The sequence below is a fragment of the Vibrio sonorensis genome, assembly GCF_001854765.1.
Taxonomy (GTDB): Bacteria; Pseudomonadota; Gammaproteobacteria; order Enterobacterales; family Vibrionaceae; genus Vibrio; species Vibrio sonorensis.
In genome coordinates this window covers 231,450-256,201 of record NZ_LJJE01000002.1, presented here as the reverse complement: position 1 = coordinate 256,201, position 24,752 = coordinate 231,450, and the positions used below count along the sequence as shown (strand labels likewise).

The following is a 24,752-nucleotide window of genomic DNA, read 5'->3' as shown; positions in this document are numbered from 1 at the left end:
AAACAGATTTAGCGCTCAATCTTTGCACAACAGTATGTTACAAATTGAGTATAAGAGATGAGTGTGAGGAGAAATCAGTAAAATTTACATTGTGAAGTTTCACAATTTTATGAAAGCTTCTTCTAGATATCCTTGTAAAATTTTACAAGTTAAAGTTTACCAGCAGAATAAAATACCGCCAAACCGTGCTAATTTAGACTTTTAGACCAGTTAAAAACAGAGCATTCTGCCTACGACTTGGGTCTAGGGTAAAAAATAGGCTTTTTCACAATCGGAAAAAGCTATTTACTACACCTATTGTGGCGGTTATACCTACCAATTAAAGCAGCTCCGACACAAGATCGGCCAACTGCTTAAAAGTGCTCACTCTCGATGAGCTTGGCCTCCAGACCAGCCCGATATTTCGATACGCGGCCTGACCCGGCGGCTCTACAACCACCAAATTTTGATTGTCTAGCAAGCCGTGTTCGATGGCCATTTGAGGAATAAAGGTGGTCCCCAAGCCATTAGCGACCATTTGAACCAAAGTATGCAAGCTTGTGGCAGTAAAAGGATTAATCTTTTCTTTGTCGGTCAACTTACAAGCCGATACCGCATGTTCGGTAAGGCAGTGCTCCTTCTCCAACAAAAATACCGACTCATCTGGAAGGTCGTCATATTTAATAGGAACGCGGATAGCGTCGGCCTGATTGCGACTGATCACCATCTTAAACGGATCTTGACCAACGACTTGGCTGTCCATTCCTTCTATTTCTACAGGTAGCGCCAATATAAGAACATCCAGCTCACCATGTCGCAAAGCCGCGAGAAGATTGGTTGTAGTGTCCTCTCTCAACAATAGGTTCAACTGAGGAAAACGGCTATTGACCTCTTGAACGAGATCGCAAAGCAAAAATGGGGCAATAGTCGGGATACACCCAAGCCTTAGCTGCCCTTGCATTTCACCACCTTGGCACAGCTTGCCCAACTCAACGATGTCTTGTCCTTTGGCCAACAGTTCTCTGCCGTGTTGCACGATCAGCTCGCCAGCTTGGGTAAACACCAAGGGGCTTTTTTTGTCTTTCTTTTCATAAAGGGGACATCCAACTAACTCTTCAAGGTTCTGAATTCCTTTACTCAAAGTGGATTGACTAACAAAACACTTTTCCGCAGCTTCGCTGAAGTGACGCGTTTCATGTAGGGTGACTAAATAATGTAACTGCTTAAGCTAGGCCATTTATTCATAGTAATATCGACAAATGAGGCAAGAATGGGGATCCAGATTTGTTATCGCTTTTTTCGATTAACTTAATCTATTTAATTCGCTTTTTTACATACTACAATTTGTACTATAGTTTGTCTCGTACAAACACGGACCAAGCTTAATAAATAGATAATTGCTTGGAACTAACCATACACTTTTAGGAGCAACAAAAATGGTACTAGTAGGTCGTCAAGCCCCTGATTTTACTGCTGCAGCAGTACTAGGTAACGGTGAAATCGTTGATAACTTCAACTTTGCAGAGTTTACAAAAGGTAAGAAAGCAGTTGTATTCTTCTACCCACTAGACTTCACATTCGTTTGCCCATCTGAGCTAATCGCATTCGACAACCGTTTCGAAGACTTCAAAGCGAAAGGCGTAGAAGTAATCGGCGTTTCTATCGATTCTCAGTTCTCTCACAACGCATGGCGTAACACTGCTGTTGAGAACGGCGGTATCGGTCAAGTTAAATACCCTCTAGTTGCAGACGTTAAACACGAAATCTGCAAAGCGTACGACGTAGAGCACCCAGAAGCAGGCGTTGCTTTCCGCGGTTCTTTCCTAATCGACGAAGACGGTCTTGTACGTCACCAAGTAGTTAACGACCTACCACTAGGCCGTAACATCGATGAAATGCTACGCATGGTAGACGCACTAAACTTCCACCAAGAGCACGGCGAAGTATGTCCTGCACAGTGGGAAGAAGGTAAAGCAGGTATGGACGCATCTCCAAAAGGTGTTGCAGCGTTCCTATCTGAGCACGCAGAAGACCTTTCTAAGTAATCACTTTTAACCCCCGCCGCTCAAACGGGGTTAATGGTTGGACAAATAAAGCATATAGAGCGCAAAAGCGCCGCGCCAATCAGTTAAAAGTAAAGTCTTAAGCAAAAAGCCCGAAGTTCACTTCGGGCTTTTTTTTGATAAGACATTGAGGTTGTATTGACGCCCACTAGGCATATATCGCTAAAAAGACAATAAATATCGGCTTACAGACTTTCTCAATTCTCGCTCTTTAAAGTCGACATCTGTCTCATTATGATGGATAACAATTCAAATACAGTATTACCCAGATGAGATTTCACGCTGAGGTAGTAAAAACGCTTTTAAATGGAGATAACTATGGCTCACTTTTCTTTAGCCTTTGGTACGGCAACCAAAAACCGTGATGGAAAAATCATCGAAGCATTTTTCCCTAACCCTGTTTTAAATCCAAGTGATGAACTTGTAGCGGCTTTGGCGGAAGTAAGCGATTACCAACAAGGTAATCAAGCGGTTGAAGTAACGGCTGAGCAAAGCGCTGAACTGGCAAAAGTTTTCGCCGCTAACCGCGATACCGCTAACGCTTCTTTTGCAGAAAAAGCGGCCGCTTCTCAGCAACCACTTGTTCTTGTGGTTCTTGCAACAGATGAGAAACCAACATCAGTTGCAGAAGGTTTCCTTAAGCTTCAGCTTATCTCTAACCGTCTAGTTCAACCACACGGCACGGTACTAGACGGCATCTTTGGTCTGTTGCACAACATTGCTTGGACAAACGAAGGTCCAATCGATCTGCCTGAGCTAGCCGACCGTCAAATCGAAGCGCGACTAGCAGGCCGTGCTCTAAGCGTAGACTGCGTAGACAAGTTCCCTAAAATGGTTGATTACGTCGTACCAGCAGGTGTTCGTATCGCTGATACTTCTCGTGTTCGTCTTGGTGCTCACGTTGGCGAAGGCACAACTGTTATGCACGAAGGCTTTATCAACTTCAACGCCGGTACAACGGGTGTAAGCATGGTTGAAGGTCGTATTTCTGCTGGTGTGGTCGTTGGTGATGGCTCTGATATTGGCGGTGGTGCTTCTATCATGGGTACGCTATCTGGTGGCGGTACTGTTGTTGTTTCTATTGGTGAAAACTCGCTTCTAGGTGCGAACGCTGGTCTTGGTTTCCCACTAGGTGACCGCTGTACCGTTGAATCTGGTCTTTATGTTACCGCGGGTTCTAAAGTACGTATGCTAGATTCTGAAGGTAAAGAAGTTGAAGTAGTGAAAGCGCGTGACCTTGCAGGCGTATCTGATCTTCTATTCCGCCGCAACTCAGTAACTGGCCAGATCGAATGTCTCGCTAACAAAACTGCAGTCGAGCTAAACAGCGAACTACACAGCAACAACTAATCGCGGTTTTCAAAATTGCTTAAGCCCTGCCTATTAGGTGGGGCTTTTTTGGTTAACAAGTAGGCCGTGAGCATTTCGGTCTAACCAGTCATTTAAAATGCCTATCCACTACCACTTACCCACCTCACACTTAAGCAACAAACTTACAGCAAAAAAAATAAATTAAGCCAACAATTACATAAGCTTAATAAAAAAGTCAGTTCCAATGATCACCCCCTGTTCCTTTCCCCTAAAGGGCTAGTTCGAAAAACAAGTAAAAATGTTCATTTACTGGTACATTTAACAAAATAGATACGAAAAATTCGTCATTTTCATGCTCGAACGCTCATTTTTGTTGTTTGTTTGTTTTCGAACAAAGATAAATATGCACAATTCACGACGTGCCACAAAACAATAATATCGGCATATTAATCTCAAAAGGACTCTTACCATGACGACATACAAACAACCTACTCTGTTCGGCCAGTGCCTTGCTGAGTTTATTGGTACTGGACTACTGATATTCTTTGGCGTCGGCTGTGTTGCAGCTTTAGTTCTCGCCGGAGCTCAATTTGGGCAATGGGAAATCAGCATTATGTGGGGCTTTGGAGTAGCCATTGCTATCTACTGTACTGCTGGTGTTTCCGGTGCTCATATCAACCCCGCAGTAACCATATCGCTCGCTTTATTTCACGGTTTCGACAAGGCAAAAGTACTCCCTTATATCATCAGCCAGCTATTGGGCGCATTTGGTGCGGCGGCTTTGGTATACGCGCTATACAGCAATCTTTTCACCGACTATGAAATAGCACATAACCTTGTTCGTGGAAGCAAAGATGGACTCGCGACCGCTGGCATTTTTTCTACGTATCCAAATCCTTCCCTCTCTTTCTTCGGTGCATTTGCCGTTGAGTTTGTCATTACTGCGGTATTAATGTTTGCCATATTAGCGCTAACAGATGACAAAAACGGCGCGCCAAAAGGCGCTATGGCACCACTGTTGATCGGCATTCTTATTGCCGTCATAGGCGGCTCTCTAGGTCCGTTAACAGGTTTCGCAATGAACCCAGCTCGTGACTTTGGCCCTAAGCTTTTTACTTACTTCGCCGGTTGGGACTATGCCCTGTCTGGTGCTCGCGATATTCCTTACTTTATCGTCCCTATACTCGCGCCTATCGCTGGTGCGTGTTTTGGTGGATGGTTATACCCCAAGGTCATCGCCCCATACCTGCCAATCCCTGAAGAAAAGAGCGCGTCACCGCAAGAAAGCGCGACAAAAGAAGCTCGTGCTTAAGCGCGAACAACTAAAATTACAATAACGAATTCAAAGGACTTAAATATGAATGAGCAAAAGTATATTGTCGCCTTAGACCAAGGCACGACAAGCTCTAGAGCAGTTGTACTGGACCGTGACGCAAACATCGTCAGCGTATCGCAACGCGAGTTCACGCAAATTTATCCTCAAGCAGGCTGGGTAGAGCACGACCCAATGGAAATCTATGCCACTCAAAGCTCTACCTTGGTAGAGGTGCTAGGTAAATCGGGGATCCGCAGCGACCAAGTCGCGGCTATCGGCATTACCAATCAACGTGAAACCACCATTGTCTGGAACAAAGAAACGGGAAAACCCGTATACAACGCTATTGTCTGGCAGTGTCGCCGTACGGCGGCGATATGTGATGAGCTAAAATCCCAAGGCCTAGAGGAATACGTAAAAGAAAACACTGGTCTACTTCTCGATCCATACTTTTCTGGAACCAAAGTAAAATGGATATTGGACAATGTTGAAGGTGCTCGTGAAGATGCCAAAGCGGGAAAACTATTGTTTGGTACGGTTGATACTTGGCTTGTGTGGAAGATGACTCAAGGACGTGTTCACGTTACTGATTACACCAACGCATCTCGAACTATGCTATTTAATATCAATGACATGCGTTGGGATGAGAAGCTACTAAAAGCACTCGACATTCCTGTGTCAATGATGCCAGAAGTTAAGCGTTCATCTGAGATTTACGGCCAGACAAACATCGGTGGTAAAGGCGGTACTCGAATCCCGATTGCAGGAATTGCGGGTGACCAACAAGCTGCGCTCTTTGGTCAGATGTGTGTGCAACCCGGCCAAGCAAAAAACACTTATGGTACTGGCTGTTTCCTATTAATGAACACTGGTCAGGAAAAAGTGGCTTCGACTCATGGCTTGCTGACTACCCTTGCCTGCGGCGAAAAAGGTGAACCAGCCTACGCTCTAGAAGGCGCGGTCTTTATGGGAGGCGCTTCTATCCAGTGGTTAAGAGATGAAATGAAGCTACTCGCCGATGCAAAAGACTCAGAGTATTTTGCCACCAAAGTCGACTCATCCAATGGCGTTTACGTCGTTCCCGCGTTTACTGGTCTCGGGCTCCCTATTGGGACGCCTATGCTCGCGGCACCATAGTTGGACTCACTCGTGGCGTCAACTCCAATCACATTATCCGTGCGACGCTAGAAGGTATTGCTTATCAAACCCGAGATGTTCTTGATGCAATGCAAGCAGACTCTGAAATTAAGCTCTCAGCCCTTCGTGTCGACGGTGGTGCGGTCGCCAACAACTTCTTGATGCAGTTCCAAGCAGATGTGTTAGATACCGAAGTTCACCGTCCTACGGTAACCGAAGTGACGGCTCTCGGTGCCGCATACTTAGCTGGATTGGCCGTAGGGTTCTGGGACAGCCTCGATGAGCTAAAAGACAAAGCTGAAATTGATCGCTCCTTTATTCCACATCACGACGAAGAGAAACGCCACCGTCGCTACAAGGGGTGGAAACGAGCAGTAAAATGCGCACAAACTTGGGCAGAACTGCGCGATAGCGAAGATTAGCCTCAGTATTTTTTATTAAGAATGAGCAAAAGAGCGTTCCCCGAACGCTCTTTTTGCGTTTTTAAGCTCATTAAACTTGCTTTCCCCTTCTACAATAGCTGTTTTTAATAGACAATGATCCCTTGAAATTGATATCAAATCTATTGTGACAGGGACGCAACAGGGAGTAATACGTGAAGCAAATTCCAAGGCATCAGCAAATTGTTGAGTTGGTGAAAAAGCAAGGGTATGTAAGTACTGATGAGCTTGTTGAAAAGTTCAACGTCAGTCCACAAACCATTAGAAGAGATCTAAATGAGTTAGCCGATGAGAACAAAATTCGTCGTTATCACGGTGGTGCAACCGTGCCATTGAGCTCAGAAAACACCTCTTACACCACACGTAAAACTCATAACCTTGATCAGAAAGACCTCATTGCTGAAGAGCTAGTGAAGCACATTCCAGATGGCGCAACTCTGTTTGTCGATATTGGTACTACGCCGGAGCTGTCGCCAGAGCACTAGGTAAAGAACACAAGCAGTTGCGCGTCGTCACCAATAACCTCAATGTAGCGACTATATTACTTCCTAACCCAGAAATTAAAGTGATTCTGGCTGGAGGAGAAGTGAGAGATCGCGACGGTGGTATCGTCGGAGAGGCCACTCTCGACTTTATAAAACAGTTTAGGCTCGACTTCGGCATATTGGGTATTAGTGGTATAGACTACGACGGCTCTCTGCTTGACTTTGATTATCACGAAGTAAGAGTTAAACAAGCCATAATAGAAAATAGCCGCAGCGTGTTTTTAGCGGCCGATCACTCTAAATTTGGCCGTAACGCCATGGTCAAACTCGGCAGTATTAATCAAATCCATACACTGTTTACCGATCAAACTCCGCCTGAAGAAATCCAAGCGATTCTAACTGAAAACCAGATCCCGGTAGAAGTCGCTAATTAACCCACCTCTAATTGATTAGAAAAACCTCTCTATATTAGGGAGGTTTTTTTATGTGCAAATCACACAAACGCTCACAAACGAAAATAAAAGATGATCCGATACGAAACTTAATGTAGAGTTAATTCACTTTCCAAAATGCTCGTTCGCTCAATAAGGGTTAGCTACTTATGGACATTCATAATAAAAACACGTCTGAACGTGTGCTCGACATTATCATCGTAGGCGGTGGGATCAACGGCGCAGGTATTGCCGCTGATGCCTCTGGACGTGGACTTTCAGTCGGTATTTATGACGCTAGCGATTTCGCTTCGGCCACCTCCTCTGCCAGTTCAAAACTGATCCACGGCGGTCTTCGTTACTTAGAACACTACGAGTTTCGTTTAGTTTCGGAAGCGCTTGCTGAACGAGAAGTACTGCTAAAGAAGGCCCCCCATATCGCTCAACCGATGCGTTTTCGATTACCTCATCGCTCTTTTCTAAGACCCGCATGGATGATTCGCTGCGGACTGTTTCTTTACGACCATTTAGGCAAACGAACCACTCTGCCAGCAAGCCACAGTGTGAATCTTTCACAATCTGGATTGCTCAAACCTGAAATGAAAATAGGATTCGAATACTCTGATTGCTGGGTGGACGACGCGCGTTTGGTGTTACTCAATATTCAAGCGGCCAAGCAGTCTGGGGCGGAAGTGGCCAACTATTGCAAGGTTATCAATGCAGTGCGAAGCAACGGCTTGTGGAAGGTTACTCTTAAAGATCAAATAACGGGTATTACCTTTCAACGCCAGTCCCGCGCGCTTATCAACGCCGCCGGACCATGGGTAAAACAGTTCTTTGACGACAGTATGGAAGAGCTATCTCCTCGCAATATCCGGTTGATCAAAGGCTCTCATATTGTTGTTCCTCGCGTTCACGACGAACCACAAGCCTATATTCTACAAAACAAAGATAACCGAATTGTTTTTGTCATCCCTTACTTGGACAAATTTTCAATTATTGGGACTACAGACGTTGAATACAAAGGAGATCCTAGAGACGTCGCTATCGATGAAGCGGAGATCAACTACCTGATCGACGTTGTTAATCAGCATTTCGTGAAAACGCTGAAACGCGAAGACGTTGTTTGGGATTACAGCGGTGTCCGTCCACTATGTGATGATGAGTCTGACTCACCGCAAGCTATCACCCGAGACTACACTCTAGAGTTGAACCAAGAGTTAGATCAAGCCCCTCTACTCTCTATCTTTGGTGGAAAGTTGACGACCTATAGAAAACTAGGCGAAGCAGCGATGAGTAAGCTCTCACCTTTCTTTCGTGGTATGGGGAAACCGTGGACAGCTGAGCAAAGCCTACCTGGTGGTAACTTTAGCTGCACCAGAGATCAGTACGTGCAATCTATTGTCAATGATTACCCGTGGATAGATCACGCGCTAGCTCATCGCTACGTCTGTCAATTTGGTACCAACACTCACAAGCTTCTCGATGGTGCACAAACTACAAGCGACCTTGGTGAATGCTTTGGTGAAGGCATTTACCAGAAAGAGTTGGACTATATGCTTGAGCACGAGTTTGTCAAAATGCCCGAAGATCTACTTTGGAGACGAAGCAAAATTGGCTTGTATCTGAATCAAGATCAGCAAGCTCGCGTGGCGGAATATATTAAAAACCACCGTCACCCCAGTGACGTCATCAATTTTCCAAAGGTGAGTTAATCTCATTCAGTTGCTAGGGTGATTCAAAGGGCGCGTCGCGCCCTTTTTTATCCGGGATGTCCATCGACTCTTGGTGTCACCAACATCTTGCCAAAACGCCAAACATAAACAGCAAAAGCGATCACCCAAAATAGCCCACTCACCGTAATCATTTCCATCATATAAGCGGGAAAGAGCACCACACCAAAACTGCGAATCAACGCGGCCGACAACAATAAAACAAATGCAATGCCCATATTCGGTCCCTCGTAAATGGCTCGCCCCGTATGACCCATTGTCACTCTGGCAATCATTGAAAGGATCAAACCAGACAAAGCACCTAAAGCGAACAAGTGGATCATATTGTGACTGGCAAAAGCATCGTCAAAAAGTCCTTTGCCCAGCAAAGTTAACGGCAAGCATAGATAAGTTAGGTGCAGTGACCAAACCAAAGGCTCGCCTTTAGTAGTCCAAGGTTTCCAACGATACCAGCGATAAAGCTGAGCAATACCACCGACGAGTAGCAATTTATCGCCCAACTCGGCCATGGTGGCAGGAAAGAAGCTGAGAATAAACAGAGCTAATAATGGCACGACAGAAAACAGTTCAACCACGACTATCGGTTGAGGTTTTTCAAACTGAAAGCGACGGGCAGTAAAGAATGGGATAACACGACCTCCCATCACGGTCAGTAAAATGGCGAACCACCACAGCATCGCTTGCCAAACCGCTGAAGAAGTAAATGGCGGCATACCCTTAATCGTCGCATAGCTAGCAAAATTGGCAATAATGGCGATTAAAAATAACGGAACAAAAAACAAGTTTCGCCAGCCTTTCGCTTTAACTACGCGCCACCCGACTTCGTAGGCAACCAGAGCGATAAACACCGCTTCCAAGCTAGAAGTTAACCAAAGGGGGACAGGTAACCAAAAACAGATCCGAACTGCCAGCCACAAGCCTACCAACACCGCGAGCCTGTGATGTTTGGTACCATTGATACCTGTCCAGTTTTGAACGGCGGTGAGAACAAAGCCCACAACAATGGCCATAGAGAAACCAAACAACATTTCGTGGACATGCCACCACAAAGCTGGGACCTGCAAAACGGTTGGTTGACCGTTTTGAAACATCCACAGCCAAATCACAATCGCAGTAGCGCATAGACGCTGCCAAGTAGAAAAAAAGGACGAAAGCCTAAACGCAAATAGGGAGGAATCGATTCTTCAATCCGTTTATCTGTAATATTGAGCAAGGTGTTACCCGAAAATCATCTGCAAAACCAAGTTATTGCACAAACCAAGCCAAGAATATTAATTGTTAAAATACAACAACTTAAATAAAAACCAGCATAAAATAGAGTCAATTTAACACAACATAATCATGTTATATTGACTACATAGAGTCATTGAGAATCCAATCAGATTAAAGAGTTATAAATCATAGGAACTTCTCTTTTCTTCTTAAGACAAAATCGATAACGTTAAGTAAACGAGTGTCCTTATAGGCAGGAGAAAAAATGAGCATTTTTATCTTTGGTTACGGTAGCTTAATCAATTCTGCATCTCGCCGCCTGACAGGCCAAACCTCAGATGCGGTCACCGCAGTCGCAGAGGGCTTTATGCGCTACTGGGGCAAGGTTGACGACAGCTATATTCTCGCACCTTTGGTGGTGAACCGAGGAGAGGGGAGCGTCAATGGTGTTTTGTTAAAAGTCGACCAAGCTGGATTGCTGGAGTTTGACCGTAGAGAACGCGGATACCAGAGAGTTTTGATCAAACCAGAACAGCTGACTACCAGTCAAACCATTGCCGAAGAGGATGAGGTTTGGGTCTATATCAAGCAAGATCCAGAGCCACCCTGCTCTCTTAGCCCAATAATGCAATCCTATGTGGATACGGTTCTTGCTGGGTGTCTAGAAATTTCAGAAGCCTTTGCTAGAGAGTTTGTCGAACATACTTTGGGCTGGCACTTCCCTTGGGAAGACGACCGAGACTCGCCAAAATATGGCAATCTTGCAGGTGTTACAGAGGCGCATCACAATCAGATTGACTCACTGATTGCCGAGGCCAGAAGTTAAAAGATAGCCCCACAGGAGCAGGGCTCTGTCGTTTAGCTAGAAGCGATAAGGTTAAGCGACACCGTGGCCTTTGGAAGCACCCCAAATGCGATACCACTGCTCATGACTCATCGTTAACTCTAATGCATCAACGGCTACTTGAACTCGCTCTATCTGACCACTACCGATAATAGGGATCGGGTTAGAAGGCATGCGCATCACCCAAGCGTAAACCACTTGATCAATGCTTGAAGCACCTAGCTCTTCTGCGACTTCAGATAAGGTTTTGCGCAGGCGATTCATCTGTTCACTGGTGTCATTGAAAAGGCGACCACCAGCTAAACACGACCAAGCCATTGGCTGTACTCTGTACTCTTGTAACTGATCAAGCGTACCATCTTCAGTAACACTCAAGTTAACGGGGTTCACTTCAACTTGGTTAGTGATCAGGTCCTGAGCTAATCTTGATTGCAGTAAATCAAACTGAGAAGGCGTGAAATTAGATACGCCAAAGTGCTTCACTTTTCCAGCTTTAGATAGCAGTTCGAATGCTTCTGCAGCTTCGTCGGCATCCATGAGAAGATCGGGACGATGCAGCAGAAGAACATCAAGGTGATCGGTGTTTAAGCGCGAAAGTGATTGATCAACCGAAGCCAGAATCGCTTCTTTACTGCTGTTGTAATGAGCGACTTCATTTGGATTTTTTCCAGGGTAAATGCCGCATTTTGATACGATTTCAATTTGCTCGCGCAAAGCGGGATCTAGCGATAGCACTTCACCAAACATACGTTCACAAGCTGAGTCAGGGCCATACACCGGAGCATGGTCGACAGTGGTAATCCCCATCTCTAAATGTTGCTTAACAAATGCGTGCTGCTGTTGAGTCGTCATCCCCCATTCCGCCATTCGCCAATAGCCTTGAATAACAGGTGAAAACACCGGATGTGATTTATTCATTATGTACCCTACCTAATGTGATCGTGCTGCGTTTTACTGCACTTCTGCTATCGCAGTATACGCCTACATTTGCAAAGGATTAACCCAACCCACTCGAAAAGATAATTCTTTATAACGAACAATCACCACTGTTTAATTTCTTATAAGGAACGATATAATTGCGGACTCTTACTGGCTTCTCGACGGAATACACTATGCACAAAATGCACAAACGCTTTGAAAGGTATGTCCTTTTCGGGGAAGTGGCGAAACAACTCAGCTTTTCAAAAGCCGCCGAAAACCTCGGTATATCGAGAAGCTATCTATCATCACAAATAGGACAACTCGAAGCAGAGCTCAAAACGAGTTTACTTATTCGCTCCACAAGAAGCGTAAGACTCACCGCTGCTGGAGAAAAAATCCTCGCTAAGATGAATGGCATTAACTCTGCAATCGTCGAACTAGAAAAAGAACTCGACCACAATAAAAATGAAGTGGAAGGCGTGTTGAGAATTACTGCCCCCACCATTTTCAGTCATCGTTACCTCGTTGATATCTGTTGTGAGTTTCAACATCTTCATCCTAATATCAGCTTCGATTTGGATATTGGATACCAGCGGGTAGACTTGGCAAAAAGCCACTTTGATTTGGCAATTAGGGCGACCAATCAGCCGCCGGAAAATATGGTGGCAAAAAAGTTAATGCCGTATCAACACCTTTGCTGCGCTTCCCCTGATTACCTTGCTAAAAACGGCACACCCACACACCCAGACCAATTGGCTCACCACAACTGTATGTCCGATCCCAACTTGCGCAAGTGGCAGTTTTCAAGCCAAGGCAAAACTCTCCACGTAGAGACAGATGGCGACATGCTGATCAGCGACAACTTACTACTTCTCGATGCTGCGATTAAAGGAAAAGGTTTGATTAAACTGCCCTGCTATTTGGTTGAAGAGGCGTTAGAAGATGGGCGACTTGTACAAGTGTTATCTGACTACTATATCGCGAGTAGTAATATCTATCTTATCTACCCGCCCCAACTTAGAACCAGTACTAAGCTAACTGCATTTATCGACTTTGTTCACAACTGGTTTCACCAGTCAAAGAGTCACTAAACCCTACTCCACGACAGAAGCGACAATCTTTCTAATCCACTGGTTCTTTTCTTCGTGTTGCGCGGCTTTTAAATACAACAGTCGGATCTCAAAGTCTGGTATCTCAATTGGAGTTTCAATAGCATAGAGATCATGAGTGTACATCTCCATCTGAGCAAAGCGCTTTGGCACGATACACAGCAGTTTTCGACCCAACAGCAATCGCCTTACCGTTAGAAAATGTCGTGAAGCGACACCGACCCTTCTCTGGTAACCCAGTTTTGCCAAACGTTTGTCTACTTGGGTTTGAAGACTGCCATCTGGGCTAACTAGAGCGTGTTCAATGTCTACGAACTCTTCTAGCTCATCGGCTGTTTTGTCTTAACCATCGCCGGATCAAACAGACACAAGTGCTGTTCAGTATAAAGATGCTCAGACAGGAATCGACGATTCAAGTTTTCTATACTGCCTATCACCACATCTAACCCTTCGCTTTCAGCGATATCGACGTAGTTACTTCGGTTCACATTGTAGAAGCTGACTTGAGAATGAGGAGAATTTTGCTTGATGGAATCATACAAAGAAGAGGCAAATAACTGCTCCGCATAATCGGTTAAACCAATCTTCCACACACCGGCATAACTCTCTGCAGAGAAACGTTTTTTTATCAACAGGTCATTTTTAATACTCCCCAAAAGCCCATCAATACGCGGAGCGATTTCTTGGGCGTATTGGGTAGGCTCCATCTTCGCGCCCACCCTCTCAAACAGAGGATCATCAAATAGATTTCTCAATCTCTGTAAGGTGTGACTCATGGCAGACTGGCTGACGAAACAAGCATCGGCCGCCAAGCTAACGCTGCGATGAAAATACAATGCCTGAAAAGCGACAAGAAGATTGAGATCAACACCTTTCCAACTAAACTCTTTCATCTGCCCATCCCGTTTAATTCATACTGAGTATTAAAACTATCAATTTGAGTCATTTTACATCATTCCCTACACTTACCCAATCATGAGAAACCGTAAACTTTGCCGTTATGTTGACTATATTTAAAACCTTTTTCTGGCTTGGCTGGATTAGTTTTGGTGGCCCTGCCGCTCACATTGGGTATTTCCGAACGACTTTTGTCGAAAAGCTAAACTGGCTGGATGATAAAGAGTACGCGCAAATTGTCGCCTTGAGTCAGTTCTTACCGGGGCCAGGATCTAGCCAAGTAGGTTTTGCATTGGGTTACAAGCGCGGCGGTTTAGCTGGCGCGTGCTTAGCCTTTCTCGGCTTTACCTTGCCTTCGATTATGATCATGTTGACTCTGGCCGCACTTAGTAGCCAATTTACCGACACTTCGCTGTTTCAAAGTGTGGTGCACGGTCTAAAACTGCTCGCAGTGGTTGTCGTCGCTGATGCGACTTGGGGCATGTACAAAAACTTCTGCAAAAATACCTTATCAGTCTCTTTATGCGTAGCAACCGCTATCGCTTTACTACTCGTTCCGGGTATTGGCACACAAATGTTCGTGCTGTTCACCGCAGCGCTCTTGGGGATAAAATATCTACCGCTGAAAGTACCAACAGCGATAATGCCACCTTTGCCCCTTCCCTATTGCCGCTGATACTATTTGTTGCGCTACTTTTCGCATTGCCGTTATTCGCTTCAGCTTTGCCTTCACTGACGCTATTTAGTGAGTTCTTTCAAGCGGGTAGTTTGGTATTTGGGGGCGGCCATGTTGTTCTGCCTTTACTGCAAAATATTGTTGGCGATCAGCTATCTCAAGATGCCTTTTTGACTGGCTATGCTGCAGCACAAGCCGTTCCTGGCCCGATGTTTACTTTTGCTACCTATATTGGCTATGTCATGTTGCCATCTGCGCCAGTGGCCGGTGCCCTAATTGCAACCATTGCCGTCTTCCTTCCCGGTTTTTTGCTCCTACTTGGCGTACTTAAAAATTGGCAATCACTCGCGGCAAAACCTAAAGTGGCAGGTGCGATGAATGGCGTTAACGCCGCCGTGGTAGGCCTGCTATTAGCGGCACTTTACCAACCGGTGTTTAGCAGTGCCGTAATTAGTGCTCTGGATATCTCATTTGTATTGGTTGGCTTTTATTTACTAAAACAGTGGAAGTTGCCGATTGTTTGGATGGTACTCTTCTTTGTCGCTGCTGGTATTACTGGTGGTATGCTGCCTATCTAAACAGTAGGAATAGTAAAAAGGAGAGCAGCCGCTCTCCTTTTCTTCCCTTAGTTTCACTTATTCGCTGCCTTTCTCTTCGCGAATCATAGATAGAGCTCTCTCTAAGTTTTCATTGGCAATTTTGTAATAGGTCGGTTTTTTATCAATCGCTTGTTGAAGGTAGGGAACCGCCTTATCTGCTTGTCCCTGTAAGATAAGAAAATAACCAATGTTGTTAAGCGCTTCTGGGGTTTCCATCTGCTGCTTAAACACGTTAAGCGCTCGGTTAATTTCTCCTTTGCCAAGATAAATCAGAGCGAGGTTGTTCAGGGCTTTTTCGTCATTAGGCGACTGTTCCAACGCTGACAAAGTAAAGCGCTGAGCGGTATTGTAATCTCCGCTCATATAGTAGGAGTAACCCAGATTGATCAGTGCCTTGATCGACTTACTATCAATTTTCAACGCCTGAGTAAAATAGGCTTGAGCCAAATCGTGTTTGTCGTCGATATCCCCAAGTATGCCCAAACCGATAAAAGATAGCGCTGGCGAGCTGTTATCTACTGGCAAAGCGCGAACCTTGTCCAAGGTTTCGAAATCTTCTTTTTTTAACGTACCCGACTGCTGTAAGCGAATTTGATCTGCATTGATTGCCTTGCGGAAGTAGCTGGCACCTTGATCCACACTGCCCGCCTTAGCATACATACTACCGAGCTGCTCCAAGGATTGAACGTTGTTTGGGTTTTTCTCCACCGATAACAAAAACGCTTTTTCGGCCAGTGAAGGCGTACCTCTCACCAAATGTATTCGACCAATATTGTACAGGGTTTTGTCTTGAAACTCGGCCTGAGGAAAAGAGAGCGAACGTATGTATTCGTATAGGGCAAGGTCAAGATTATTGCTTCTCAGTGCAATATCACCTCGGGTAATGGCTTCCGTTTCATTAAGCGGAGGTGCGTCACTGGTCAGAGTGTCTACGGGTCTACCGTCGTACAGAGAAGAGTCAAAAGCTGGCTTTGACTCTTTGCTTGCACATCCTGCAACTGCGAGCGCGATAAGGGTAGCCAATATTATTTGTTTTCCATTCATATAAATTCCTTATTTCCCCAAAGAGGCAGAAAGAGCAAGCAGCGAGGGGCCAATAGCCACAATGAAGAAGCATGGCCAGATAAACAGCAACAGTGGGAAGATCATCTTAGTTGGGATCTTCGCAGCAATTTCCTCGACTTCTTGGTTGCGGCGATCCCGAAAGTCTTCCGTATACTCCCTGAGAGTTTGCGAGATACTGCCACCAATTCTCGACGCGTGGGCCAGCATATTGACCAAGCCAGTGATTTCCGTCACCCCAGTGCGTTCTACTAAATCGGCAAACGCATCGGACATTTCGATACCCGCTTTGATCTTTGCACAAACCGTATCGAGCTCATCGGCAAATTCTGGGTGTGAAATCATTAACTCATCGGCAACGCGGCGAAGAGCGGCATTGAAACCCAAACCAGATTCCGTACACACCACAAGTAAATCGAGTGCATCCGGTACACCACCGCGCAACTTGGACTGGCGTTTTTTTACCATGCGATTAAGGCCAACATTTGGCGCATACAAACCAGCACCGACGGATACCGCCATCAGCAAATTCAAGTTGCTTAGATCAGGAACCAAAAAGTAGAGAGAGCCTGCAATCGTTAAACCGATAACTAACGAAACGCCCTTAATTGCGTAGTAAGTAGAAAGCGCACTGGCATCGTGATAACCCGCGTGCATAAGTTGGTGGCGAACCGTCTCTCTCTCTTTTGAACTCTTTGGAGCCATAATTGGCGCTAGGGATTCCAGCGTATTATCTAAGCGACGGTTTTTCTTTAACTTTTGTGAACCACTTTCACTGCGTATTTCTAGCAGCTTATCTTTGAGCGGTGAACGAACGCCAATCAAAATAAAAGCCAAGCTAAACACAATCAGTATGGTGGCTACCAAGATCATGCCTAAGAACAGGGTTTGCTCATCAATCTCAAACGAGGAGAACAGGTCTAAAATAGCGTCCATACTACACCTCGAAATTAATGATATTGCGAATCCATATCGAGCCAAAGAACAGGCTGACAATGCCTGCACTCACCAATGTTGGCCCCCTAGGATCTTCCCAAAGAGGTCTGACGTACTCGGTGTGCATATACGCGAGCACTACAAATAGTACAAATGGTGACAACACTAGTATCCAAGCGGACAAGCGACTTTCCGCCGATATGGTTTTGATCTTTCTTGCCAACTTAAATCGGGCACGCAATACGTGAGATACCTTCTCTAAGTTTTCAGACAAATTACCACCGGTCTCTTTCTGCAAGAGTACCGCACTGGAAAACGCCAACATGGATACCGTCGGTGTTCGCTCAGCCATCTGCATTATGGCCAATCGCATGTCATAGCCGAAGTTGAGCAAATTAAAGGTATTTTTAAACTCTATTCCAATAGGAGCTGGCATCTCATTACCAACCTCATTGAATGCCTGAGTAATTGGCTGACCCGCTTGCAACATACGGCGCATAATATCTAACGCATCGGGTAGCTGCTCTTCAAAAGCCGATAGTCGGTCGGATATTTTCTTGCCCAAATACATATGGAGTATCACCCAAACCCCAACAAAAGCGGCGATAGGAACAAAAAATGGCTGTTTTAGCAGTAATAAGATCAGCGCGAGAGAAACAGAAATACCAGTCGTAATAGCTAGGGTTTGACTTAATGACCAATCAAAGCCCGACAGCTCTATGGACTTTTTGAGTGAAGAGAAAAGCCCTATTTTGACCAGTTTTCGGTCGATAGGAGTCAGACTTTTCAAATAGTGTTCGTGAAGTAAAGATCGCGCCTCTTCATCAAGTGTGGCCTGAGTTTCCTTGAGTCGCTTAGACAACTCCTTGTGCTTGGCCTTACTGCCTGCAGCGGGCAGTATTAACGCCTGCGAAATAAACAGTACAGCAAAAAAGAGTAAGATAAAAAAGAGAGTCGCGTCTTCAAACATGTCCCTGCCCTCTATTGAAATGTCTCGTTAAAAATTTCAAACGGCAGGTGGAGACCGCGTTTAGACAACTGGTCATGACAGCCCGGAATAACTCCCGTCGCCGTGTAATATCCAATTACGTTGCCTTCTTCATCCATCTTCTGTCTTTGAAAGCGGAATATTTCTGACATGGTAATAATCTCGCCTTCCATGCCATTAATCTCTGAGATGCTCACCATGCGACGACGGCCATCTTCTTGCCTTTCCATTTGCACCACTAAGTGGATCGCTGACGCAATCTGAGCGCGTAAGTTTTTGGTTGATATGTTCCAGCCAGCCATGGCAAACATGTTTTCCACACGGCTAAGCGCATCCCTTGGCGTATTGGCGTGAATGGTTGCTAATGAGCCATCGTGACCTGTGTTCATCGCAGCCAGCATATCGACGGCCTCCGCGCCACGCACCTCCCCAAGTACAATTCGGTCGGGGCGCATACGAAGTGAGTTTTTCACCAAATCTCGCTGTGTAATCTCCCCTTTGCCTTCGAGGTTAGCAGGGCGTGTTTCCAAGCGAACGACATGGGGCTGTTGAAGTTGCAGCTCCGCTGAGTCCTCGATGGTGATGATTCGGTCATCACTGGGAATGAATCCTGAGAAAATATTCAGCGTTGTGGTTTTACCTGAACCTGTACCACCTGCTATCAGGATATTCATCTCCCCTTTCACCGCAGCTTCGACAAACTTTGCCATCTGTTCAGACAAGGAGTTGTAACCCAGTAAGTTATCCATAGTAAGTTTATCGACGGCAAAGCGACGAATGGATACCGAAGGCCCATCCAAGGCCAGAGGTGGAATAATGGCATTAACACGGGAGCCATCAATCAACCTCGCATCGACCATAGGTGAAGCTTCATCGATACGACGCCCCACTTGGCTAACAATGCGATCAATAATGTTTCTAAGATGCCTATCATCAAGGAAGGTATAGGGCGTTTTTTCGAGCTTACCCCTTCTTTCCACAAACACGCTTTTCGGCCCATTGACAAGAATATCTGATACTGTTGAGTCGTGAAGCAATGGCTCTAGTGGCCCCAATCCAAACACTTCGTCTTCAATTTGGCGAATGACCCTTTTGCGACCTTCTCCACTGAGAGCGTGAGTTTGATCATCGGCCATCAGTTGAACAATGGCATCGTGCAGATCTTTCTTGGCAGTGTCTTCGTCTAAACTTGACAAAAGTCCCAAGTCAAGGGTCTCTAACAAGCGTTGGTGGTAGTAGTGTTTAATATCCAACTCTTGCTCTAACTGTTTTCTCGCATCTTCTACCGCTTGCTCTTTCGCTTCAGCTTCCATCTGTTTTTGCTGCTTCGCCGCCGAGTCAGCGTCTCCCTCTGATGCGGGTTCCGAAGAGAGTGATTCGATAGCTGAACGGGCTTGCACGGCTTCAGCTTGATCACTCGCCGCTAGCTTTTCTTGTAACTCTGGATTGAGATTCTTGCGCTTGAAGAACATGTTTTACCCCTAGTCATCAGGAGAACAGACGTTTTAACCAGCCTTTTTTCACTTCAACTTCTGGCATTAATGTGTTGGCAAACTTCAGGACAGATTTTGCAATCGGACTATTTTGCTTCCCTTCCGCAAATGGCCTGCCTAAGTTGGCACTTTCAATTGCGACCTTAAAGTCATTGGGAATCATGTGCACTGCTACACCGCCAACGGTCTCTTCTATATCTTTAATCTTTATCGATTGTCTTTTTTCATATCGATTAACAATCACTTCTAATTGTTCTTTGTTAATACCAAACTCGAACGCCAACATTTTTGCAATTCTGGTGGTGTTTTTTATCGCCACCAAATTTTGCTGAGTAATAAGAAACACTTTTGACGCAGGCGCTAAAACAGATGCAAACAGACGATCGAGTCCCCGGGACAAATCCACAATCACATAGGGATAAAACTCTCTAAGCATGGGTAACAACTTGTTTAGGTGATGCGCTTTATCGTAATTATCGTGTGTGTTCTCATGTTTAAAGCCTAGTACATGTAGACCACTTGGGTGCTTGGTGACAAAACTATTTAAAGAAATTTCGTCCAAATCGCTCACATGCGCAATGGCATCGGCAAGACTATAGGGAGAGGAGACATTGAGGTAATCATCAACGACCCCAAACTGAAGATCGAGATCGAGAAGTAACACTTGATCAGGGTGTCTCTTAGCCATTTCGATACTGGCGTTCACCGCTAATGTCGACGCCCCAGCTCCCCCCTTGGTATTGAGAAAAACAAACAACTCGCCAAGGTGGCGACTGGCCACTTTTTCTTCGGCGACATTTTTGAGCATGGGGACAAGCTCTTCAAACTGAGCCTTGTCTGATACAAAATCCGCGGCACCGATGCGAAGTGCAATCTTGAGTGCGCCGTTGTCATTTTCGTTGCCAAAAACGATAAGGGAGGCTTCATGCCCATCCGTGTTTGTTGGGCCCTCGAAGTTTTGTAACTCGACGATTTTTTGCGCCCAGTTAGGACCGGTTTCGACAAAGATAAGATCTGGGGGATTAAACTGAGCAAGATTTGCAACCACTAAGCTGTGAAATGAGATCGCTTCATAACTCACGCTTTTACATTTGCTGAGTTCATCGGTGATATGCATATGGAAGCGATCACTTGAGTAAAACACCCAAATGGTGAGATTGGTTTTTAACCTAAGACTGTGCTCATCATTCCTTGTCAACTTCACCGCTTCTCCCATATGCCTCTCCTAGCAATCGGTAATAGCAACGGGGTTGTCGTCGGTCCCTCGATGAAACCCCAAGTTCTCTCGTGGCCTAATGGCCTCATAATCAGGTATGTTTAACAAACCTAAATCATTTAAAAAGCTAAGTAGCCCTGCAAACTGATACTGGAAGTTCACAACTCTTGCCCTTACATATCTAATATTAGAAAAAGCATCGGAAGATGTCAGATCAATCGTTGATCCATTTACACCTAAATAGTCGATTTCTATATTATTTGCTGTAAATCCCCCCGGTGCATTGGGCGGAACAACCAGTGTTGGGATATCGGTTCTATCTTGCGGACGGCAAACCGCAGCAAGGCGCGCCGCCGATCGCGTCATGTCGTTGATCAGTTGAAGGGAATAGACATAACGACCCACCTCAATAATGCCAAAAATCACGATTAACAAAGCAGTTGCGACAATCGTAAACTCGACAATACTTAAGCCCCTTTGCCTTTTTTGAGCTCTCATGGCGCCGTCCTCATCACTGCAGAAGCGTTTAATGGAACATTAAACTGACTGCTAAAAGGGAGTATGCTCAAGATTGGCGTGTAATTGTGACTTACTGTGATGGTGACGTAACCTCCGGTGTGAGTGACAGTTACATCACCGGTTGACATACCATCCACCATAGGGGTATCGCCCGCACTGGTTTTTCCATACACCACCATATTTTTAATCGAGGTAGTATCGGCTATCGTGTCGTATGAAGCCGTTCCCGTAATGTCCGTTGTCGCGTACCTCACCCCGTTTTGCACCATTTTATTAATAGTGTTGTAGCGGATCATGCATTGCCTATTTCCGTTATCCCAGCAAGAATAATCAGCAGTACAGGTATGGTTGCCAAAAACTCAACCGCAGCTACACCGTGCTCTTTTTTACGTATCAATCTCATGACTCTGTCCTTAGCGGATCGTTATAGAGCACAATTCGATACGCCCCGTTGGTATCGGAATCGTCCCCCGGCGCTCCACCCGTTACAGTGCAATCCTCGATAAACTCCCCAAATACCGCCTCTTTGCCAGAATTAGAAGTTGGGGCAGTCTGCAACATAAAGAAGCAGCCAATCGCCGTAATATCAAAGGCGGTTGTTCCCCCGCTGGCTGTTGAGCAAACGACAATGGGAACGGGTAAAATTCTTCGATTGGGCTGACCATTCGCGGTACAGTAGGTGCCAGAACTACAAGGAACGGAAGTTAAATAGTCGTCATAACCCCAAGTACCGTTATAACTAACATCACCGTTGTTATCTAACGTCGCTTTGGGATTGGGTTCATATACGTATTCATCAGGTGGGTAATCCGTAGCATTAAGGCCCGCACCACCGTAATCGCCAAATCGAGTATTTAACCCTTGTCCAACTGGGCCAATCGTATTACCGGGTTTAGTAATCACCGGTTCTGTTATGTCAACCGTACCTTCGTACCCCCAGCTAGCGCTTCGCGAACCGTATCAGCCCCTGAGCCAAAATCTAGCAGTTGATAATTACCCGACCCCATTTCCGATTGATTTTGATCCGCCAGTTTTAAAGCATACACTTGGCCTATGTTGTAACCATTGGCTCCACCGTCTTCGCCTTCACAAACCGCAATGGGCACCACGTTAGTGAGAATATCAATAGAAGAACTCGGACCGGCAACAGCACTCGCCGCTATATCTTTGTTAAAGCCAAAAGCGCCAGCAAAAAAATCTTCCAGATCATAGCCACTGGCAAACACTCGTATGTAAGAATCTTCACTCGTGGTATATCCAGACTGATCGCCTCCCCCACTTGGGAAAAGCGTTGGGTCATTGGCAAACTGAATCTGTATCGTCGATCCGGTGAAATCCATTTCTGCATTCCCCGAAGCACCAGCCATAGTGGTGAGCGCCGCATTGGCCGCCGCCGCACCTTGGTCACGAGTACCGCCATCATCCATAACTATAGCGGCCGCTAATGCAGCGGCATCAACCGCGTTTTGCAACCTCGTCTTATTTAGTAAGGCGTGATTTACATCGACAGCTAATGCAGCAATACCAATTAACGCCAGTAGTGCTGCTGTAGTAAGTACCAAAACTAAGCCTTTTTGCTGTTTCTGGCTTTTTCTGTTTGCCTGACCCATTTTCAACTTCCTTAAGGGCTATCACCAAACCCTTCTAAGAACTGACTATCTGTGCCTTTCAACTCCTCACTCTGTTTACCCGTGTAGATTTGATAAGCACCTTCCATCCGCTCCCCACTACCAATGGGGATCACTGCTAAGTTATCTCTGCTTGCATTGGGATTATTGACTTGTTCACTGCGAAGTTTTGCCACATGCGCCCCGAGAGGGTCGTTGTTCGCAGCACAACCCACTATCCCAAGCATTAATGCGATTATGGCCACAATTGTTATTTTCATCTTTGGCTCCTATAAACTGTGTCCAAACTGACCTTCGGAACCACCTTTGGTGGTCGGTACTTGAGTATGAGCCGTCGCTTGCTCTTCCGGCGCTTTACCTGATTTAGTGGCGATATACGCCCCTTTGCCCAGTAGGTAGTACTCAAGGTCGGTTGGCTCGACAAACGCATCGGTAGGAAGAGTCACCCGATTGCGATCGATCGGTTTCGCCAGCCTTGGCGTTACCAAAATCACCAATTCGGTCTCACCAGATACGTACTCTTGGCTGTTGAACAACTGGCCAAGTACTGGAATGTCACTAAACCCGGGAACCTCACTGACAATATCCCTAACGTTTTCACTTAACAGACCTGCGATACCAATGGTTTGACCGTCTGCTAGCTCAAGCGTTGAAGACGCACTTCTTCGCGTAATTGGCGGGATCACATAGGTGCTATTGGTGTTGCCCGGATTGAGAGTCAGCGAATTAGTGTTGGCGATCTCACTCACATCTACGGCAAGGTTTAGATTGATTTGCTGATCGCTAATGATGGTGGGGATAAACTTCAAGCCCACACCGTACTCTTTGTATTCGATCGTAATGCCATCGCGATCAGGCACAGGTATTGGGAACTCACCACCAGCTAAAAATTCTGCTTTAGCACCACTTAGTGCGGTCAAATTAGGTTCGGCTAAAACTTTGGCAGCCCCATTTTGCTTAGCGATATCCAGAGCAAAGGTGAACAAGGTGTCACCGTCGATAAAGGTACTGAGGAAGCCCGTCTCTTCGATACTAGGGGCATTGAAGATAGGACCGATACCACCCGCGGTTAGGTTATCGATTCTTGCTCCTGCTGAAGTACCACCAAAACCAAATTTGCCATTGGTTTCAAAGAAGTGGAAGTTAGAATCAAACTTTCTAACCAAGCTGCGTTGCACCTCTGCAACCGTCACTTCTAACATTACCTGCTGAGCCCCGCCAATGGTCATTAAGTTAATAACACCCGTTTTGTCGGTTTGCTCACTCAGCGACTTATTGCTTTCGTCTGCCGCTTCCCCTGCGGTATAGGTTTCAGCTACGCGCAACGCAATATTCATGCTGGCTTGATTGCTCACTTGACCACTTAAAATTAAGCGATTTTGAGCACTGTGCACTTCTATCACCTCATCGGGTAAAAACTCGTAGAGCTTGGCTTTTAAACTATTTAGATCATGGGTAACTTCTATGTTGATCGATTCGATCAACTGCCCGCGACTGTTCCATGCCATCAAGTTTGTTGACCCCAATTTTTTACCAATAAGGAACACTTCATCGGATTTGAGTATCACAATATCGAGGACTTCAGGATCTCCTAAAGAGACGCGTTTGGCTTTACCTGAAAGGGTTACATGGGTTGATTTATGCTGCGCAACCGTAACGACCTTGCTACTTTGAGTCGCTGCAACAGCAATAAAAGACGCTCCAACACTGCTAATTAAAAACAGGGCGAGTGTGACCATTATTCTTTTCATAATTCAC

At 45.6% G+C, this 24,752-nt stretch carries 17 protein-coding genes and 7 pseudogenes; 9 read left to right on the top strand and 15 right to left on the bottom strand.

Annotated elements, in window-relative coordinates; translation table 11 throughout:
* Positions 1–319 precede the first annotated feature (319 nt).
* A pseudogene (locus BLO31_RS01200) lies at positions 320–1,224 on the bottom strand (hydrogen peroxide-inducible genes activator).
* A 191-nt stretch (positions 1,225–1,415) separates the two neighbouring features.
* Between BLO31_RS01200 and BLO31_RS01195 the strand changes: the two are divergent.
* From BLO31_RS01195 to glpD, 6 genes and pseudogenes are all read left to right on the top strand, one after another.
* Entirely contained in the window at positions 1,416–2,024 is a 609-nt protein-coding gene (locus BLO31_RS01195) for a peroxiredoxin C (RefSeq protein WP_070962506.1), read from the top strand.
* Between the two features lie 336 nt (positions 2,025–2,360).
* Positions 2,361–3,392: a 2,3,4,5-tetrahydropyridine-2,6-dicarboxylate N-succinyltransferase gene (dapD, locus tag BLO31_RS01190; protein WP_070962505.1), complete on the top strand. Its 1,032-nt coding sequence runs from the start codon at positions 2,361–2,363 to the stop codon at positions 3,390–3,392.
* Between the two features lie 430 nt (positions 3,393–3,822).
* Positions 3,823–4,665: an MIP/aquaporin family protein gene (locus tag BLO31_RS01185; protein WP_070962504.1), complete on the top strand. Its 843-nt coding sequence runs from the start codon at positions 3,823–3,825 to the stop codon at positions 4,663–4,665.
* 45 nt (positions 4,666–4,710) lie between these two features.
* Positions 4,711–6,227 (top strand): annotated as a pseudogene (gene glpK / locus BLO31_RS01180) (glycerol kinase GlpK).
* A gap of 173 nt (positions 6,228–6,400) precedes the next feature.
* Positions 6,401–7,164: pseudogene (locus BLO31_RS01175) on the top strand (DeoR/GlpR family transcriptional regulator).
* A 167-nt stretch (positions 7,165–7,331) separates the two neighbouring features.
* The gene (gene glpD / locus BLO31_RS01170; protein WP_070962503.1) at positions 7,332–8,876 is read left to right on the top strand and encodes a glycerol-3-phosphate dehydrogenase; all 1,545 of its coding nucleotides are present in this window, start codon (positions 7,332–7,334) and stop codon (positions 8,874–8,876) included.
* Between the two features lie 47 nt (positions 8,877–8,923).
* Here the strand turns inward: glpD and BLO31_RS01165 are convergent.
* A pseudogene (locus tag BLO31_RS01165) lies at positions 8,924–10,107 on the bottom strand (NnrS family protein).
* A gap of 264 nt (positions 10,108–10,371) precedes the next feature.
* On the opposite strand from BLO31_RS01165, the gene BLO31_RS01160 reads away from it, so the two are divergent.
* Positions 10,372–10,932: a gamma-glutamylcyclotransferase family protein gene (locus tag BLO31_RS01160; RefSeq protein WP_070962502.1), complete on the top strand. Its 561-nt coding sequence runs from the start codon at positions 10,372–10,374 to the stop codon at positions 10,930–10,932.
* Positions 10,933–10,983: 51 nt separating this feature from the next.
* Here the strand turns inward: BLO31_RS01160 and BLO31_RS01155 are convergent, their stop codons facing one another.
* On the bottom strand, positions 10,984–11,868 hold the full coding sequence (locus BLO31_RS01155; protein ID WP_070962501.1) for an aldo/keto reductase: 885 nt from the start codon (positions 11,866–11,868) through the stop codon (positions 10,984–10,986).
* A gap of 194 nt (positions 11,869–12,062) precedes the next feature.
* Between BLO31_RS01155 and BLO31_RS01150 the strand changes: the two genes are divergently transcribed.
* Positions 12,063–12,962, top strand: a complete 900-nt coding sequence (locus tag BLO31_RS01150; RefSeq protein ID WP_070962500.1) for a LysR family transcriptional regulator — start codon at positions 12,063–12,065, stop codon at positions 12,960–12,962.
* A 3-nt stretch (positions 12,963–12,965) separates the two neighbouring features.
* On the opposite strand, the pseudogene BLO31_RS01145 reads toward BLO31_RS01150, so the two are convergent.
* Positions 12,966–13,873: pseudogene (locus BLO31_RS01145) on the bottom strand (LysR family transcriptional regulator).
* A 107-nt stretch (positions 13,874–13,980) separates the two neighbouring features.
* Here BLO31_RS01145 and chrA point away from each other — a divergent pair.
* Positions 13,981–15,131, top strand: a pseudogene (gene chrA / locus BLO31_RS01140) (chromate efflux transporter).
* 57 nt (positions 15,132–15,188) lie between these two features.
* Here chrA and BLO31_RS01135 read toward each other — a convergent pair.
* The 11 genes and pseudogenes from BLO31_RS01135 to BLO31_RS01090 all read right to left on the bottom strand — a co-directional run bounded on the left by BLO31_RS01135 (position 15,189) and on the right by BLO31_RS01090 (position 24,745).
* Positions 15,189–16,196, bottom strand: coding sequence for a tetratricopeptide repeat protein (locus BLO31_RS01135; RefSeq protein ID WP_070962499.1), 1,008 nt, complete (start codon positions 16,194–16,196; stop codon positions 15,189–15,191).
* A 9-nt stretch (positions 16,197–16,205) separates the two neighbouring features.
* Positions 16,206–17,150, bottom strand: coding sequence for a type II secretion system F family protein (locus BLO31_RS01130; protein WP_070962498.1), 945 nt, complete (start codon positions 17,148–17,150; stop codon positions 16,206–16,208).
* A gap of 1 nt (position 17,151) precedes the next feature.
* A complete protein-coding gene (locus BLO31_RS01125; protein WP_070962497.1) occupies positions 17,152–18,120 on the bottom strand; it encodes a type II secretion system F family protein in 969 nt (322 codons plus the stop codon).
* 11 nt (positions 18,121–18,131) lie between these two features.
* Positions 18,132–19,610, bottom strand: coding sequence for an ATPase, T2SS/T4P/T4SS family (locus BLO31_RS01120; RefSeq protein ID WP_070962496.1), 1,479 nt, complete (start codon positions 19,608–19,610; stop codon positions 18,132–18,134).
* Between the two features lie 16 nt (positions 19,611–19,626).
* The gene (locus tag BLO31_RS01115; protein WP_070962495.1) at positions 19,627–20,847 is read right to left on the bottom strand and encodes an AAA family ATPase; all 1,221 of its coding nucleotides are present in this window, start codon (positions 20,845–20,847) and stop codon (positions 19,627–19,629) included.
* Between the two features lie 9 nt (positions 20,848–20,856).
* Entirely contained in the window at positions 20,857–21,345 is a 489-nt protein-coding gene (locus tag BLO31_RS01110; protein ID WP_070962494.1) for a TadE/TadG family type IV pilus assembly protein, read from the bottom strand.
* Complete coding sequence (locus tag BLO31_RS01105) at positions 21,342–21,662, bottom strand: pilus assembly protein (protein ID WP_245688337.1); 321 nt, start codon at positions 21,660–21,662, stop codon at positions 21,342–21,344. Before BLO31_RS01105 ends, BLO31_RS01110 begins: the two co-directional genes overlap by 4 nt.
* A complete protein-coding gene (locus tag BLO31_RS24190) occupies positions 21,659–21,769 on the bottom strand; it encodes a TadE/TadG family type IV pilus assembly protein (protein ID WP_245688336.1) in 111 nt (36 codons plus the stop codon). Before BLO31_RS24190 ends, BLO31_RS01105 begins: the two co-directional genes overlap by 4 nt.
* A pseudogene (locus BLO31_RS01100) lies at positions 21,766–22,976 on the bottom strand (pilus assembly protein TadG-related protein). The gene BLO31_RS24190 and the pseudogene BLO31_RS01100 overlap by 4 nt, the downstream one beginning before the upstream one ends.
* 11 nt (positions 22,977–22,987) lie before the next feature.
* Positions 22,988–23,254 (bottom strand): hypothetical protein, encoded by a 267-nt coding sequence (locus tag BLO31_RS01095; RefSeq protein WP_070962493.1) that lies wholly within the window; start codon positions 23,252–23,254, stop codon positions 22,988–22,990.
* A gap of 9 nt (positions 23,255–23,263) precedes the next feature.
* The gene (locus BLO31_RS01090) at positions 23,264–24,745 is read right to left on the bottom strand and encodes a type II and III secretion system protein family protein (RefSeq protein WP_070962492.1); all 1,482 of its coding nucleotides are present in this window, start codon (positions 24,743–24,745) and stop codon (positions 23,264–23,266) included.
* Between the last annotated feature and the right edge of the window lie 7 nt (positions 24,746–24,752).

Coding starts and splice junctions, on each gene's coding strand:
- BLO31_RS01105 (WP_245688337.1), bottom strand. CDS start 21,662: ATGATCCGCTACAACACTATTAATAAAATGGTGCAAAACGGGGTGAGG.
- glpD (WP_070962503.1), top strand. CDS start 7,332: ATGGACATTCATAATAAAAACACGTCTGAACGTGTGCTCGACATTATC.
- BLO31_RS01090 (WP_070962492.1), bottom strand. CDS start 24,745: ATGAAAAGAATAATGGTCACACTCGCCCTGTTTTTAATTAGCAGTGTT.
- BLO31_RS01135 (WP_070962499.1), bottom strand. CDS start 16,196: ATGAATGGAAAACAAATAATATTGGCTACCCTTATCGCGCTCGCAGTT.
- BLO31_RS01195 (WP_070962506.1), top strand. CDS start 1,416: ATGGTACTAGTAGGTCGTCAAGCCCCTGATTTTACTGCTGCAGCAGTA.
- BLO31_RS24190 (WP_245688336.1), bottom strand. CDS start 21,769: ATGAGATTGATACGTAAAAAAGAGCACGGTGTAGCTGCGGTTGAGTTT.
- BLO31_RS01160 (WP_070962502.1), top strand. CDS start 10,372: ATGAGCATTTTTATCTTTGGTTACGGTAGCTTAATCAATTCTGCATCT.
- BLO31_RS01115 (WP_070962495.1), bottom strand. CDS start 20,847: ATGGGAGAAGCGGTGAAGTTGACAAGGAATGATGAGCACAGTCTTAGG.
- BLO31_RS01110 (WP_070962494.1), bottom strand. CDS start 21,345: ATGAGAGCTCAAAAAAGGCAAAGGGGCTTAAGTATTGTCGAGTTTACG.
- BLO31_RS01125 (WP_070962497.1), bottom strand. CDS start 18,120: ATGTTTGAAGACGCGACTCTCTTTTTTATCTTACTCTTTTTTGCTGTA.
- BLO31_RS01095 (WP_070962493.1), bottom strand. CDS start 23,254: ATGAAAATAACAATTGTGGCCATAATCGCATTAATGCTTGGGATAGTG.
- BLO31_RS01120 (WP_070962496.1), bottom strand. CDS start 19,610: ATGTTCTTCAAGCGCAAGAATCTCAATCCAGAGTTACAAGAAAAGCTA.
- BLO31_RS01155 (WP_070962501.1), bottom strand. CDS start 11,868: ATGAATAAATCACATCCGGTGTTTTCACCTGTTATTCAAGGCTATTGG.
- BLO31_RS01185 (WP_070962504.1), top strand. CDS start 3,823: ATGACGACATACAAACAACCTACTCTGTTCGGCCAGTGCCTTGCTGAG.
- BLO31_RS01150 (WP_070962500.1), top strand. CDS start 12,063: ATGCACAAAATGCACAAACGCTTTGAAAGGTATGTCCTTTTCGGGGAA.
- dapD (WP_070962505.1), top strand. CDS start 2,361: ATGGCTCACTTTTCTTTAGCCTTTGGTACGGCAACCAAAAACCGTGAT.
- BLO31_RS01130 (WP_070962498.1), bottom strand. CDS start 17,150: ATGGACGCTATTTTAGACCTGTTCTCCTCGTTTGAGATTGATGAGCAA.